This window comes from Bradyrhizobium sp. SZCCHNRI3043 (assembly GCF_032377735.1).
GTDB lineage: Bacteria > Pseudomonadota > Alphaproteobacteria > Rhizobiales > Xanthobacteraceae > Bradyrhizobium.
The window spans coordinates 164,986-178,905 of record NZ_JAUHID010000010.1 but is presented as its reverse complement, the minus strand read 5'-3'; the positions used below and the strand labels follow the sequence as shown (position 1 = coordinate 178,905).

The window sequence follows — 13,920 nt, the reverse complement described above, 5'->3', positions numbered from 1 at the left end:
ATACCAACCCCGATCACGTGCCATGCTTCCGGCTTGGTCATGTCTGGTTCGCGAGCGCGGCGGCGATGCCGGCATCAATCGTGGCGCGATCCGTGATCCCTGCAGGATTGTCGCGCGTCGGCATGAACTGCCGGAACACGGCCCAATGCTTGCGGCTGACGCTCTCCAGTCGTTCGAGCTCTGCCAGCGGATCGGGGTGATCATCGACACGCAGATCGAGCTCGGACCATTCCTCCTTGCCGTGGACCAGAAGGGCGGCCGACTGTTTGCCGCGCTTGTCACCGCCGGCGGCCTCACCGGCCTTCATGGCCGCGATCAGACGCTCCGCGAAGGGCAGGGCGTGGCTGGCGAGAAAGGCGTTTGCGGTCTCGTTCAGCACCTGCGGGCCGGCCAGCATGTTGCCGGCAATTGAAAAGCCCCGGCCTTCGAGATGGCCGCACCAGTCGATGCAGTCGCGGCCGGTGTGGGCGGCAATCTGGCCGTTGCGATCGAGGATGTGGAGCTGGCGGCTCTCGCGGCCGGGATCGGCAGATGTCAGCAGTTGCACGATCTCGCGCGGATGCCGGCCGTCGCGCAGCAGCGTGACGCCGTCGATGCCGTAATAGGGATTGACCAGCGCCTGGGTGGCGATGCCGCCGTGGCCGGCGACGATGAAGGGCACGCGCGCGCCGACGGCGAAGAAGCGGGTGGCGACGGCGATGCCGATCTGGCCGGTGAGATCGTCCTTGGCAATGATCGACCAGGTCATCGTCGCGTCGCTCTCTTATCGTCCGGCCGCGTAACCCTGCATGCCCCGCGGATTGGCCGCGGCGCGGCGGCGGCGGCCCACGCGGGAGGCCGCGGTGAGGCGGCCCTCCGACCAGTCGGGGCCGACTTCGACCACATGGCCGCGGCGGCGCAGCTCCTCGACGGTCGCCTTGGGCACGCGGCCCTCGACCACGAGCACGCCGGGGCGCGCGGTGCGCGGCCAGAATGAGATCGGGAAATGCTCGGAGTGCCACGCCGGCGCGTCGATCGACTCTTGCAGGTTCGTGCCGGCATGGACGTGGCGCAGGAAGAACTGCGTGTTCCACTGGTCCTGCTGGTCGCCGCCGGGCGAGCCCCAGGCGACGTAGGGTTCGCCGTCGCGCAGCGCCATGGTCGGCGACAGCGTGGTGCGCGGACGCTTGCCCGGCACCAGCGCGGCCGGATGATCCTCCTCCAGCCAGAACATCTGCGCGCGCGTCCCCAGGCAGAAGCCGAGCTCGGGGATGACCGGCGATGATTGCAGCCAGCCGCCGGAGGGCGTCGCCGAGATCATGTTGCCTTGGGAATCGATGATGTCGAAATGCACGGTGTCGCCGCGCACCTCGCCGAAGCGGCCGACGGTCGGCTCGCCCGAGCCCATTGCGCCGACGGCCTCGCGGTGGCCTTGGGCCTCGCGCAGCTTCACCTTGGCGCCGTAGCCGTCGAGCGTGCCGGGACGCAGCTCGAGCGAGGCCTTGTCGGTGATCAGCTTGCGCCGCTCGTCGTTGTAGGCATCGGACAGCAGCATGCCGATCGGGATGTCGGCAAACTTCGGATCGCCGTAGAACGCTTCGCGGTCGGCGAACGCAAGCTTCGCCGCTTCGATCTGCCAATGGATGAAGTCGGGTCCGGTCGGATCGAGGCCGTCGAGCGCAAAGCCCTTGAGCAGTGCGAGCTGCTGCAGCAGCACCGGGCCCTGGCTCCAGACGCCGGCCTTGCACACGGTGTAGCGGCCGTACTCGTAGGTGAGCGGCGCCTCGATGGTCGGCTGCCAGCGCGCCATGTCGTCGGCGGTCAGCACGCCCTTGTGACGCGAACCCGAGACGTCCATCACTTCCTGCGTCCGGCAGAAGCGGTCGATCGCCTCGGCGACGAAGCCCTGCGACCAGGCCTTGCGCGCGCGCTCGATCTGCGCGTCGCGATCATCACCCGCGCTTTCGCCTTCACTCAGGATGCGCGCGTAGGTTTCCGCGAGCTGTGGATTGGTGAACAGCGTGCCCGGTCTCGGCACCTCGCCATTGGGCAGATAGAGCGCGGCCGAGGTCGGCCAATGCGTCTTGAACAGCTGCTCGACGGTCTGGATCGTCGCGGAGACGCGCTCGACCAGCGGATAGCCGTCGCGCGCGTAGGAAATTGCCGGCTCCAGCACGTCGCGCAGCCGCATCGTGCCATAGTCGCGCAGCAGCAGCATCCAGGACTCGAAGGTGCCGGGCACGCAGGCCGCGAGCAGGCCGGTGCCGGGGATCATGTCGAGGCCCTCGCGCTTGTAGTGCGCGATGGTGGCGCCTGATGGCGCCGGGCCCTGGCCGCAGATGACCTCGGTGCGTCCGCGTCTGACGTCGTGCAGGATGATCGGCACGTCGCCGCCGGGACCGTTCAGATGCGGCTCCACCACCTGCAGGGTGAAGGCCGCCGCGACGCCGGCATCGAAGGCGTTGCCGCCGCGCTCCAGCATCGCCATGCCCACCGCGGTGGCCAGCCAGTGCGTCGAGGTGACGACGCCGAAGGTGCCGTCGATCTCGGGGCGGGTCGTGAAGGGATCGGGGTTGATGAAGCTCATGGCCGGCTTTGCCTATCCTATCGAGTCGCCGTCATTGCGAGCGAAAGCGAAGCAATCCAGGACCGTGGATGACGCCCTGGATTGCTTCGTCGCTTCGCTCCTCGCAATGACGATCCATTCAAATTTCGCCTCATCGCTCATCACAACTCAGGCCGGCACAGCGGCCGCGGCCGGCTGGTTCACCGCATGGCAGGCAACGCCGCCGATCAGCTCGGGCGCCTGCTGCCGGCACAGATCGAACGCGAGGGGACAGCGTGGGTTGAAGGTGCAGCCCGGAGGAGGGTTGATCGGGTTCGGGATCTCGCCCTTGACCGGAATGCGCTGGCGGCCCGACATCGACAGGTCCGGCACCGCGCCGAGCAGCATCTTGGTGTAGGGCATGCGCGGATCGCTGAACAGCGTGCGGCCGTCCGCGATCTCGACGATGCGGCCGAGATACATCACGCCGATGCGGCTCGCCATGTGGCGCACGACCGCGAGATTGTGGCTGATGAACAGATAGGTCAGGCCGAACTTGTCCTGCAGGTCGCGCATCAGATTGAGGATCTGCGCCTGTACGGAGACGTCGAGCGCCGAGGTCGGCTCGTCGCAGACGATGAACTCGGCCTCCGAGGCGAGCGCGCGCGCGATGGCGATACGCTGGCGCTGCCCGCCAGAGAATTCGTGCGGAAACTTCTGGCCGTCGTCGGGATGCAGGCCGACCAGGGTCAGCAGCTCGCCGACGCGGTCCTTGATCTGGCGCTCACCCTCGATGATGTCAAAGGCGCGGATCGGCTCGGCGATGATGCTATCGACGCGGAAGCGCGGATTGAGGCTCGCGTAAGGATCCTGAAACACCATCTGGATGCGGCGGCGCAGCGTGCGCCGCACCTGGGCCTGGCGCGCATCGCTCATCGACACGCCGTCGATGATGACCTCTCCCGACGTCGGCGCCAGCAGCCCGACCACCATGCGCGCGACCGTGGTCTTGCCCGAGCCGGATTCGCCGACCAGCGCGAAGGTCTCGCCCTTCCTGATGCCGAAGCTGACGCCGTCGACGGCCTTCAGGAATTCCTGCGGTTGACGCTCGATGACGCGGTTGAGCCAGGGCTTCGAGACGTCGAACACCCGGCGCAGATTCCTGACCTCGACGAAATCGGTCATGCCGCGGTCTCCGTCGCGCGATCATAGAGGTGACAGGCGACCGCCTGCGTGCCTTGGCGCAGCGGCTCGGGCCGATCGACGCGGCAGCGGTCGAAGGCGAAGCTGCAGCGCGGATTGAACGAGCAGCCGGGCGGGATCGCGGACAGTCGCGGCATCGAGCCTGGGATCTGCACCAGCCGCTTCTCCTCGCCCGCGAGTGTCGGGATCGCACCCATCAGGCCCTTGGCATAGGGGTGCAGCGGGTTCTGGATCACCTCCTGCACCGGGCCGATCTCGGCCACGCGGCCGGCATACATCACCGCGACGCGGTCGCAGGTCTCGGCGATCACGCCCATGTCGTGGGTCACCAGCATCACGGCGGTGCCGTGGTCGCGGCCGAGCCGCTTGATCAGCGAGATGATCTGCGCCTGCACGGAAACGTCGAGCGCGGTGGTCGGCTCGTCGGCGATGATCAGCTCCGGCTCGGCGCACAGCGCCAGCGCGATCACGACGCGCTGGCGCATGCCGCCGGAGAATTCGTGCGGATAGCCGTCGATGCGCTTCTCGGGCGCCGATATGCCGACCTCGGCGAGCAGGTCGATGGCGCGCTTGCGCGCCTGCTGCTCGGTGAGGTTGGTGTGGGTCCTGATGGTCTCGATGATCTGGTCGCCGACGCGATACAGCGGATTGAGCGAGGTCAGCGGATCCTGGAAGATCATGCCGATGCGCTTGCCGCGCACCTTGCGCATCTCCTCCGGCGGCAGGTTGTCGATCCGCAGGCCGGAGAGCTGGATCTCGCCGCCGGAGATGCGGCCCGGGGGATCGATCAGGCCGATCACGGCGAGGCCGGTGACGGATTTGCCGGCACCGGATTCGCCGACGACGCCGAGCACCTCGCCCTTGGCGATGTCGTAGGAGACGCCGTCGATCGCGCGCAGGGTGCCGCGCCGGGTCGCGAACTCGACCTGCAGGTTGCGCACGGACAGAACGGGGGCGGTCATGAGCTCAAGCCTTGGAAGGACGCATTCACGCGGGTCACCGCAGTTTCGGGTTGAGGGCGTCGCGCAGCCAGTCGCCGAGCAGGTTGATGGCGAGGATCAGTCCGGCCAAAGCGATGCCGGGGAAGGCGACGATCCACCATTCGCCGGCGAACAGATAGTTGTTGCCGATCCGGATCAGGGTCCCGAGCGAGGGCATCGTTTCGGGCATGCCCGAGCCGAGGAACGACAAGGTCGCCTCGGTGATGATCGCCAGCGCCAGGTTGATGGTGGCGATGACCAGCACGGGACCGGTGGTGTTGGGCAGCACGTGGCGCAGCATGATGACCGGCGCGGGCAGGCCGATCAGCTGAGCTGCGGCGACGTAGTCCTTGTTCTTCTCGACCAGCACTGAGCTCCGCACCGTGCGCGCATATTGCACCCAGAAGGAGAGGCCGATCGCCAGCACGAGCACGACCAGCATGCTGAGCCAGTCCAGCCGGTTGCCGGACACCGACTTGGCGATGCCGTTGACCAGCAAAGCGATCAGGATCGGCGGAAAGGTGAGCTGGACGTCGGCGATGCGCATGATCACGGTGTCGACCCGGCCGCCGAAATAGCCCGCGATCAGGCCGAGGCCGATGCCGAGCGCGCCGGAAAAGGCGACGCCGAGAACGCCGACCAGGAGCGAAATCCGCAGGCCGTAGAGGATGGCCGAGAGCACGTCGCGACCCTGCTCGTCGGTGCCGAGCAAAAACGGGCTCTGTCCGTCGGCGGTCCATAGCGGCGAAATCCGCGAGTTCAACAGCTGCAATTGGGCCGGGTCGAACGGGTTCTGCGGCGACAGCAGCGGCGCGAAGATCGCCAGCAGGAAGAACAACAGCGTGATCACGGCCGCGGCGACCGTCAGCTTGGAGCGGCGGAAGGAATAGAACAGGTCGCTCGCAAGCGCGCGCTTCAGCCATCCGTCGGTGGCGCGCGGCGTCTCGACGGGAGTGGGATGAGGAAGGGCTGCGTCGCTCATGATCAGGCCGGCCGGCTGATGGTCGCGCGCAGGCGCGGATCGACCACGGTGTAGAGGATATCAACCACGAGATTGATGGTGACGAAGATCAGCGACACCATCATCAGGTAGGCCGCCATGATCGGGATGTCGACGTTCTGCACCGCCTGCACGAACAACAGGCCCATTCCCGGCCATTGGAACACCTGCTCGGTGATGATCGAGAACGCGATCACCGAGCCGAACTGCAGGCCGACCACGGTGATCACCGGCACCAGCGTGTTGCGCAGCGCATGGCCGAAATGAATCGCGCGCGTGGTCAGCCCACGGGCGCGGGCGAAGCGGATGTAGTCGGTGCGCAGCACCTCGAGCATCTCGGCGCGGACCAGCCGCATGATCAAGGTCATCTGGAACAGGCCGAGCGTGATCGAGGGCATGATCAGCGCCTTCCAGCCTGAGACGGTGAACAGGCCTGATGTCCACCAGCCGAGCCTGACGGTGTCGCCGCGGCCGAACGACGGCAGCCAGCCCAGCGTGACCGAGAACAGATAGATCAGGAGGATGCCGATCAGGAAGGTCGGCAAGGAGATGCCGATCAGCGATACCATCTGGAACAGCTTGGCGAGCAGGGAGTCGCGGTGCAGCGCCGAGAACACGCCCATCAGGATGCCGAAGAACAGCGCCAGGATCGTCGCGCAGATCGCAAGCTCCAGCGTCGCCGGCATGCGCTCCTTGAGCAGATCGGAAACCGGCTGCCGGAACTGATACGAGACGCCGAACTTGAACTGCGCCGCGTCGAACAGATAACGGCCGAATTGCACGATGAACGGATCGTCGAGGCCGAGCGACTGGCGGATGCTGGCCCGTTCCGCGGCCGACGCGTCGATCGGCACGATCTGGCTCACCGGATCTCCGGCGAAGCGGAACATGGCGAACGCGATGATTCCGACGGCGATCATGACGCCGATGGCCTGAATTGCTCGGCGAAGCGCGAAGGCGAGCATCTGATCCTTTCAGATCCTTCGAGATGCGGCGGCGCGTAGCACTTGCCGCAGGAAATGAAAAGTCCCGAAAAGCAGTTCTGCTTTCCGGGACTAGTCGTTGCGTGTGGACTACTCGGTCTTGGTGGCGAGGAACAGCAGCACGGCGTTGTCGGCGCGCAGCGGGATCTTCACCTTCTTCGAGACGCCCCAGGCCACCGCCTGCTGATGCAGCGGGATGTAGCCGTAATCCTTGATGCCGATCTCGAAGGCCTGCTTGATCAACTGATCGCGCTTGGCGGTATCGGTCTCGACCAGGACCTTGTCGGTCAGGGCGTCGAACTCCTTGTTGCAGTAATTGCCGAGATTGGCTTCGCCGCGGGTGGCGTCCTTGGCGTCGTCACGGCAGCCCATGATGTCGTGCATCACGTTGTGGGCGTCCATCGACGACGGCGTCCAGCCGAGCAGGAAGAACGAGGTGTTGTAGCCGCCGGGCTTCAGCACCTTGGCGAAGTACTGCGCCTTGGGCTGCGCATTCAGGTTCACCTTGACCCCGATGCGCGCGAGCATGCCGACGACGGCCTGGCAGATCGCGGCGTCGTTGACGTAGCGGTCGTTGGGGCAGTCCATGCCGACCTCGAAGCCGTCGGGATAGCCGGCCTCCGTCAGCAGCTTCTTGGCCGCGTCGGGATCGTATTTCGGCCGCGTGAACTCCTTCGACAGCGCATAGAGCTGCGGCGCGATCATCAGCGCCGACGGCGTCGACAGGCCGCGCATGACGCGGGTCTTGATCAGCTCGATGTCGATGGCCTTGTAGAACGCTTCGCGGACGCGGATGTCCTTGAACGGGTTCTTGCCCTTGACGTTGGAGTAGAGCAGCTCGTCACGGGTCTCGTCCATGCCGAGAAAGATCGTGCGCAGCTCGGGCCCCTTCAGGACCTGGGCGTTCGGGCTCGAATCGACGCGGCCGATATCCTGCACCGGGACCGGCTCGATGATGTCGACCTCGCCGGACAGCAGCGCGGCGACGCGCGTGGCGTCGGAGGCGATGGTGGTGAACACGATCTCCTTCAGATTGTGCTCGGGCTTGCCCCACCAGTTCGGATTGACCTTGAACACGGTCTTCACACCGGGCTGATGGCTCTCGATGATGAAGGGGCCGGTGCCGTTCTCATGCAGCGCGGCGTAGCTCGGCGTGGTTGCCGACACCGGGGTCGGCGCGACCGAGTTGTTGTCCTCGCACCACTTCTTGCTCATGATGTACCACGTATCCCATTGCGAGATCAGGATGGGATTGGGGGCATCGAGCTTCACGTCGACCGTGTAGTCGTCGACCTTGATGAATTTTGCGTCCGGCGGAACGTTGGACAGGAAGTTGGAGCCGGTGGCGCGGACGCGATCGGCGGAGAAGATCACGTCGTCGGCGGTGAAGGGTTCGCCATTGTGGAACTTGACGCCCTTGCGCAGATGGAAGCGCCAGCGGGTCGGCTCGGGCGTTTCCCAGCTCTCGGCCAGCGCGGGGACGATCTTCAGGTCCTTGTCGCGCGCGGTCAGTCCCTCATAGACGTGGGCATGGTGCGCAATCGTGGTCGATTCCTTGAAGGTATAGGGATCGAGCGACTTCAGGGTGCCCTGGTTGGCGTAGCGCAGGGTCTGGGCCGAGGCCGGCATGACGGCGAGGCCGAATGCGACCGCTGCCGCGATGAGCAGGGATTTGCGTCCCGACATATGTTCAAATTCTCCGCGTTTGACGCTTGTTTTCTCGGCAGGCGCGATTGTGTCCGGCCTGCCTTGCTTCGAAGTTCGTGATTTCTGCAGCGCCTCTTGCACGAACTTCAAGAAGCAACAAGACGCCGGGCGATATGCTTGCAAGTCTGATGCCGCGCCGGAATGAACTGATCCCGTTGGCTCTGGCCTGGCGGTGCGCCGTACGACCCGCGGCAGATCGATCAGAATATGTTGCCAGAGTTCAGCGGCGGCACACAAGTGCAGTTTGTTTAAGCCTAAACGATAAGGTTATCCCCCGCCGCCGCTGTGCGGCGCACGCGGGGGGCGGCGTCCGGGATGGGCGGAAGGCTCCCGGATTGACCATGTCCCGGGAATTGCGCACCTGCAGCAAGGCGCCGCTTGCTAGAAGGGGGGCGGCGCGGTGATACTGGACACCCCCTGCCGCGAGTCCGGGATCGGCGTTCCTGGTGAAGGGAGCCCGGCCCGGGCTGGCGTCGGGATGGTTCGAACAGCGGAGCGGACATGAAAGTCAATATCGAGATCGATTGCACACCGCTCGAAGCGCGGCAGTTTTTCGGACTTCCCGATGTCGGTCCGATGCAGGCCGCGGTCATGGACCGGCTGCAGAACCAGATGACGAGCAACATCGACAAGCTGACGCCCGAAGCCATCATGCAGAGCTGGTTCACCTTCGATCCCCGCCTGGCCGAACGGTTTCAGGACCTGATGCTGACCATGACGGGCCTCGGCGGCAGCCGCTCGAACGACAAGAAGTCGGCCTGACGCGGCCGACGGCTGCACGGATTTCGCTTGCGCGGAACTCCGAAGAGAAGCGGCGTGACGTCACGGCATGGAGCAGGCTCCACGCCGACGCCGAAGACCGGTCGAAAAAGGCCGGCTGAACAGCTTCAGGGGAGGATGCATGACCGATCCGTCTTGGATGCCGGCGCTGCAGTTCGCGACGACCAACGGCATTCGCATGGGCTATTACGAGGCGGGCCCCGTCAGCGACCGGCCGCCGATGATCCTCTGTCACGGCTGGCCGGAACTGGCCTTTTCCTGGCGGCATCAGATCAAGGCGCTGGCCGAGGCCGGCATCCGCGTCATCGCACCCGATCAGCGCGGCTATGGCGCGACCGACCGGCCGGAGCCGGTCGAGGCCTATGATCTCGAGCATCTCACCGCCGACCTCGTCGGTCTGCTCGATCACCTGAAGATCGACAAGGCGATCTTCGTCGGTCACGACTGGGGCGGCTTCGTCGTCTGGCAGATGCCGCTGCGCTATCCGCAGCGTGTCGCCGGCGTCGTCGGCATCAACACGCCGCATCTGCCACGCGCGCCCGCTGATCCCATTGCCATCATGCGTAAGCGGTTCGGCGACATGATGTACATCGTGCAGTTCCAGGATCCCGCACGCGAGCCGGATCGCATCTTCGGCAGCCGCGTCGCGGAGACCTTCGATGCCTTCATGCGCAAGCCGCTGCCGCGCAGCGATGCGCCGCCGACGGAGCCGCCGGCCGGCGGGATCGCAGCCTCGCCATCGCTCAACCTGGCGTTCCCACAGATGATCGCGGCCTATGACGCCGCCAAGGACATGCGGCAGCCGATCCTGTCGGAGGCGGAGAAGCAGGTGTTCGTCGACACCTTCACACGCACCGGCTTCACCGGCGGCATCAACTGGTATCGCAACATGACGCGGAACTGGCAGCGCTCGGAAGGGCTCGATCATACGGTGCGGGTGCCGGCACTGATGATCATGGCGGAGAACGACGCCGTGCTGCCGCCCTCGGCCGCTGACGGCATGGAGAAGCTGGTGCCGGACCTGGAGAAACATCTCGTCCGCGACAGCGGCCATTGGACGCAGCAGGAGCAGCCCGCGGAGGTCAGCGCCAAGCTGATCGAATGGCGGCGGCGACGGTTCGGTTGAAGAACGGCCGAGGCAGATTGCACGTCCGAGTGAGAGGCTGCGGCCGAGCCAAACAACAACAAACAACAACAGGTGTCGTCAAGCCTGCCGACGCAGCGCGTCGGCTCTCCTAAGCCGCCTGCGCATTCGCGCCGTGCGCGTGCTCGGCGATCGCGTCGATGATCTGCGGCCACATCGGCCGCGGAGTGGCGTGGCCCATGCCGTCGATCATCAGGAGCTTGGCATTTGGAATCGACTCCGCGGTGTCCTTGCCGGCGGTGGGATGGACCAGCGGGTCGACCTTGCCGTGGATCACGAGTGTCGGCGCCGTCACCAGATGCAGCCGCGGCTTGCGGCTGCCGGAGGCCAGGATCGCGCGCAACTGACGTCCGACGCCGGCGGGATTGATGCCGCGCGCGAAGCAGCGTTCGGCGAGCGCCACGTCACTTGCCTCGTCCTCGGGAAATGAGCCGACGCGCAGCGCCTTCCAGGTCTTCTGGAAGCGCTTGATGTACTCGTCCTTGGTCTTCGGCGGCGGCGCCATCAGCAGCATCGCGACCTCGCGCGTCGGCGGCGGGATGCGCGGATTGCCGGTCGTCGACATGATCGATGTCAGCGAGCGCACGCGCTGCGGAAAGGAGATCGCGATCTCCTGCGCGATCATGCCGCCCATCGAGGCGCCGACCAGATGCGCCGACTTGATGTCGAGCGCGTCCATCAGGCCGACCGTGTCCTTGGCCATGTCGAGCAGCTTGTAGGGTGCGGAGACCGGGATGTTGAAGAAGCGCAGCTTGATCAGCTCGAACGGCGTCAACCGGCGACCGCCATGCAGCTTGCTCGATTGGCCGATGTCGCGGTTGTCGAAGCGGATCACGCGGAAGCCGCGGCTTGCGAGCTGTTCGCAGAACTCATCATACCAGATGATCATCTGCCCGCCGAGGCCCATGATCAACACGAGGGGAGGGGCAGCCGGGTCGCCGAAGATCTCATAGCAGATGTCGATACCGTTGGCGCGCACAGTCTGCGGCAGCTGATGAGCAGTTGCAGTCACTTGATCCCTCGTTCAAAGCCTTGGAACCCTCTATGGCATGGGTCTGTTGCTTGAGAGAAGCAAGCTACAAGTTCTCCCGCACCGCAACGAAGGCGTGCTATGAGAGGTTGTGTTTGAGTCTTGTGTTGGTCTGAAGGAGCGTGCCGATGGCGAACAAATCCGGCGACCCGATCGCATTCTGGCAGCAGATGGTCGGTGAGATGCAGAGGAGCTTCAGCGCCTTCACGCGGCTGCGCCCGATGGGCGTGACGCCCCGTCCATCCTCCAATGATCCCGCAACTGGTTCAGGAAACGGACAGAAGCCCATGGTCGATCTGATGGAAAACTACTTCGCCGGCATGAACGTGCCGAGCCGTGGTCAGCTCACCGCCTTGAATGAGCGGCTCGCCTCCATCGAGGGCGAGCTGGCGGAGACACGGGCGTTGTTGAAGGAGCTGCTGGCTTCCGCGCAGGTGCCCGCGACGACGCCCGCCGATCTCGCTCCGCAGTTGAACGAGATCAAGAGCGTGCTGGATTCGCTTCTCTCCGCGTCCAAGGCGCCGGCGCCAGTCGTGGCGCCGCCGCGCGACGTCACGCCGGACTTGAAGGGGATCAAGGACTTGCTCAACGAGCTTCTTGCCGCAACCAAGGCTCCGCAACCGGCGGCGAAACCCGCCGTCGACGTCACGCCTCAGTTGAGCGAGATCAAAGCATTGCTCGACCAGACGCTGAACGCTGCCAAAGCACCCGATCCGTCACCGACAGTCGCGATCGAGGCAGAGTTGCGCGCGATCCGGGCCATGCTCGACACGATGAAGCCGTCGCAGCCGGTCGACGCCACGCCCAAGGCTGATGAGGCGGCTCCAAAGCCGGCCGAGGCGGCCCGGCCGGGGAAGAACCGCAACAAGAAGCACGGCGGCGCCCCTGCCGAGCACTGAGGTTCGCCCGAACGCCCCGACTTGCGAGGGGCGCTCTGAGGTGGCGAGTCCTTTTGTCCCAGCCTAGAATGGTGCATTGCAACATTTATGTTGCGGCGCACCATTCGGAATGATATAGCTGAGTCACTCCGGTTTCATAAGGGACGGAGTGAGCCCATAGCTCAGAACCATTGAGGATGGAGACAGCCATGACCACCGAGACCAATACCGTGTTCGACACCGTCAAGGACGCCTTTGCACCGGTGACCGACGCGTTCAAGAACCTGCAGACGATGGAAGTGCCGGAGTCCGCGCGGGAGTTCGTCAAGAAGACCGCGTCGACCGCCAAGGAGCGCGCTGCGGAGGCCCTCGCTGGCTCCGAGAAGGTGACGTCGGCGATCGAGACCGCTGTGTTCGACGGCGTGACCGAGGCCGGCAAGATCAGCCGCAACATTCAGCAGGCGCTGTATCAGGACACCGAGGCCTTCTTCGACGGCATCGACCGGCTGGCGTCCGCCAAGTCGATCAGCGAGGCCGTCCAGATCCAGGGTGAGCTGGCCCGTGCCCGTGGCGAGGCGCTCGTCGCGCGCGCCAAGTCGACCAGCGAGTATGTCGGCAAGCTCGTCACCGAGGGTGCCAAGCTCGCCCAGGAGAACATGGCCAAGGCCTACAACAAGACCGCCTGAGCGCGTCTCGCGCGTCAGACGATCGACCTGCAAGGCCCGCATCGTGCGGGCCTTTTCTTTTGCGATCGGGTGAAACCGGCTAAAGCCTTCGCCATGCCGCAGCCGCTGTCCCGGATCGTCCATCAGCTCAAGAGCGAGCCGTCGCGCACGGGGTCGCTGATCATCACCGTGTTCGGCGACGCCATCGTGCCGCGGGGCGGCAGCGTTTGGCTCGGCACCTTGCTCGCCTTCTTCGAAGGGCTGGCCATCGACGGCAGCGTGGTGCGCACGGCGATGTCGCGGCTGACGGCGGAAGGCTGGTTCGAGCGCACCAGAATAGGCCGCAACAGCTTCTATCGCCTGACCCGTCGCGGCGAGCAGACCTTCGCCGGTGCCACCCGCCACATCTACGATTCGCCGCCGGCGGAATGGAACGGCAGCTTCGAACTGCTGCTCATCGGCAGCGCCGATGATCGCGAGCAGGCGCGCGCCGCCCTGCGCGATGCCGGTTTCGGCAGCCCGCTGCCCGGCGTGTTCGTGGCCCCCGCGAGCATCGCCGTCCCTGACGCTGTGGAGGGGGCCATCCGCCTGCAGGCGTCGGCCGGCTCCGACATGGCACGGCGGCTGGTGGCCGAGAGTTGGGCGCTGGAGCGGACGGCGGAGGCGTACCGCAAGTTCACCGCCTCCTTTGCGCCGCTCAAGGACAGCATCGCGCGCGGCGAGGCGCTCTCCGCCGGCCAGGCCTTCACCGCGCGGATCCTGCTGATTCACCACTACCGGCGCATCGTGCTGCGCGATCCGCTGCTGCCGGCCGAGTTGCTGCCGGGGAATTGGCCGGGACGGCAGGCCCGGGCGCTGTGTGGCGAGATCTATCGGTTGCTGCTGCCGGGTTCCGAGCGCTGGCTCGACGCCCATGCGACCAACGATCAGGGCCCGTTGCCGGAGGCCGGCGCGGCGCTGCAGCGGCGTTTCGCCGACGTGCATGAGGCACCCTGATATATTACAGAATTCGATTGCACGGATAAA

At 65.6% G+C, this 13,920-nt stretch carries 13 protein-coding genes; 5 read left to right on the top strand and 8 right to left on the bottom strand.

The window, feature by feature from the left end; translation table 11 throughout:
* Window positions 1-37 precede the first annotated feature (37 nt).
* From QX124_RS20765 to QX124_RS20735, 7 genes are all read right to left on the bottom strand, one after another.
* The gene (locus QX124_RS20765; protein ID WP_315776421.1) at window positions 38-748 is read right to left on the bottom strand and encodes a DUF1028 domain-containing protein; all 711 of its coding nucleotides are present in this window, start codon (window positions 746-748) and stop codon (window positions 38-40) included.
* A gap of 15 nt (window positions 749-763) precedes the next feature.
* The gene (locus QX124_RS20760; protein ID WP_315798125.1) at window positions 764-2,566 is read right to left on the bottom strand and encodes a gamma-glutamyltransferase family protein; all 1,803 of its coding nucleotides are present in this window, start codon (window positions 2,564-2,566) and stop codon (window positions 764-766) included.
* A 147-nt stretch (window positions 2,567-2,713) separates the two neighbouring features.
* Entirely contained in the window at window positions 2,714-3,709 is a 996-nt protein-coding gene (locus QX124_RS20755) for an oligopeptide/dipeptide ABC transporter ATP-binding protein (RefSeq protein ID WP_315737199.1), read from the bottom strand.
* Window positions 3,706-4,689, bottom strand: a complete 984-nt coding sequence (locus QX124_RS20750; protein WP_315779563.1) for an ABC transporter ATP-binding protein — start codon at window positions 4,687-4,689, stop codon at window positions 3,706-3,708. Before QX124_RS20750 ends, QX124_RS20755 begins: the two co-directional genes overlap by 4 nt.
* Window positions 4,690-4,723: 34 nt before the next feature.
* Entirely contained in the window at window positions 4,724-5,689 is a 966-nt protein-coding gene (locus tag QX124_RS20745; RefSeq protein WP_315798124.1) for an ABC transporter permease, read from the bottom strand.
* A gap of 2 nt (window positions 5,690-5,691) precedes the next feature.
* Window positions 5,692-6,672 (bottom strand): ABC transporter permease, encoded by a 981-nt coding sequence (locus QX124_RS20740; RefSeq protein ID WP_315737202.1) that lies wholly within the window; start codon window positions 6,670-6,672, stop codon window positions 5,692-5,694.
* 108 nt (window positions 6,673-6,780) lie between these two features.
* Window positions 6,781-8,376, bottom strand: a complete 1,596-nt coding sequence (locus QX124_RS20735; RefSeq protein WP_315737203.1) for an ABC transporter substrate-binding protein — start codon at window positions 8,374-8,376, stop codon at window positions 6,781-6,783.
* A gap of 522 nt (window positions 8,377-8,898) precedes the next feature.
* Between QX124_RS20735 and QX124_RS20730 the strand changes: the two genes are divergently transcribed.
* Together QX124_RS20730 and QX124_RS20725 are read left to right on the top strand one after the other, a co-directional pair.
* Window positions 8,899-9,159 carry a DUF6489 family protein gene (locus QX124_RS20730; protein WP_315715763.1) on the top strand — a complete coding sequence of 87 codons (261 nt, stop codon included), beginning with the start codon at window positions 8,899-8,901 and terminating at the stop codon, window positions 9,157-9,159.
* Window positions 9,160-9,298: 139 nt separating this feature from the next.
* The gene (locus QX124_RS20725; protein WP_315798123.1) at window positions 9,299-10,303 is read left to right on the top strand and encodes an alpha/beta hydrolase; all 1,005 of its coding nucleotides are present in this window, start codon (window positions 9,299-9,301) and stop codon (window positions 10,301-10,303) included.
* 109 nt (window positions 10,304-10,412) lie between these two features.
* On the opposite strand, the gene QX124_RS20720 is transcribed toward QX124_RS20725, so the two are convergent.
* Window positions 10,413-11,333, bottom strand: a complete 921-nt coding sequence (locus QX124_RS20720) for an alpha/beta hydrolase (protein WP_315779569.1) — start codon at window positions 11,331-11,333, stop codon at window positions 10,413-10,415.
* Window positions 11,334-11,479: 146 nt separating this feature from the next.
* Between QX124_RS20720 and QX124_RS20715 the strand changes: the two genes are divergently transcribed.
* The 3 genes from QX124_RS20715 (at window position 11,480) to paaX (ending at window position 13,890) form a co-directional block, all read left to right on the top strand.
* Entirely contained in the window at window positions 11,480-12,250 is a 771-nt protein-coding gene (locus QX124_RS20715; protein ID WP_315798122.1) for a hypothetical protein, read from the top strand.
* Between the two features lie 188 nt (window positions 12,251-12,438).
* Window positions 12,439-12,915, top strand: a complete 477-nt coding sequence (locus QX124_RS20710) for a phasin (RefSeq protein ID WP_315715766.1) — start codon at window positions 12,439-12,441, stop codon at window positions 12,913-12,915.
* A 93-nt stretch (window positions 12,916-13,008) separates the two neighbouring features.
* A complete protein-coding gene (gene paaX, locus QX124_RS20705) occupies window positions 13,009-13,890 on the top strand; it encodes a phenylacetic acid degradation operon negative regulatory protein PaaX (RefSeq protein ID WP_315798121.1) in 882 nt (293 codons plus the stop codon).
* The last annotated feature ends 30 nt before the right edge of the window (window positions 13,891-13,920 follow it).

Bases quoted from the DNA above. Each gene is read 5' to 3' on its own strand.
- QX124_RS20730 (WP_315715763.1), top strand. From the start codon at position 8,899: ATGAAAGTCAATATCGAGATCGATTGCACACCGCTCGAAGCGCGGCAG.
- QX124_RS20755 (WP_315737199.1), bottom strand. From the start codon at position 3,709: ATGACCGATTTCGTCGAGGTCAGGAATCTGCGCCGGGTGTTCGACGTC.
- paaX (WP_315798121.1), top strand. From the start codon at position 13,009: ATGCCGCAGCCGCTGTCCCGGATCGTCCATCAGCTCAAGAGCGAGCCG.
- QX124_RS20745 (WP_315798124.1), bottom strand. From the start codon at position 5,689: ATGAGCGACGCAGCCCTTCCTCATCCCACTCCCGTCGAGACGCCGCGC.
- QX124_RS20750 (WP_315779563.1), bottom strand. From the start codon at position 4,689: ATGACCGCCCCCGTTCTGTCCGTGCGCAACCTGCAGGTCGAGTTCGCG.
- QX124_RS20735 (WP_315737203.1), bottom strand. From the start codon at position 8,376: ATGTCGGGACGCAAATCCCTGCTCATCGCGGCAGCGGTCGCATTCGGC.
- QX124_RS20765 (WP_315776421.1), bottom strand. From the start codon at position 748: ATGACCTGGTCGATCATTGCCAAGGACGATCTCACCGGCCAGATCGGC.
- QX124_RS20760 (WP_315798125.1), bottom strand. From the start codon at position 2,566: ATGAGCTTCATCAACCCCGATCCCTTCACGACCCGCCCCGAGATCGAC.
- QX124_RS20725 (WP_315798123.1), top strand. From the start codon at position 9,299: ATGACCGATCCGTCTTGGATGCCGGCGCTGCAGTTCGCGACGACCAAC.
- QX124_RS20740 (WP_315737202.1), bottom strand. From the start codon at position 6,672: ATGCTCGCCTTCGCGCTTCGCCGAGCAATTCAGGCCATCGGCGTCATG.
- QX124_RS20715 (WP_315798122.1), top strand. From the start codon at position 11,480: ATGGCGAACAAATCCGGCGACCCGATCGCATTCTGGCAGCAGATGGTC.
- QX124_RS20710 (WP_315715766.1), top strand. From the start codon at position 12,439: ATGACCACCGAGACCAATACCGTGTTCGACACCGTCAAGGACGCCTTT.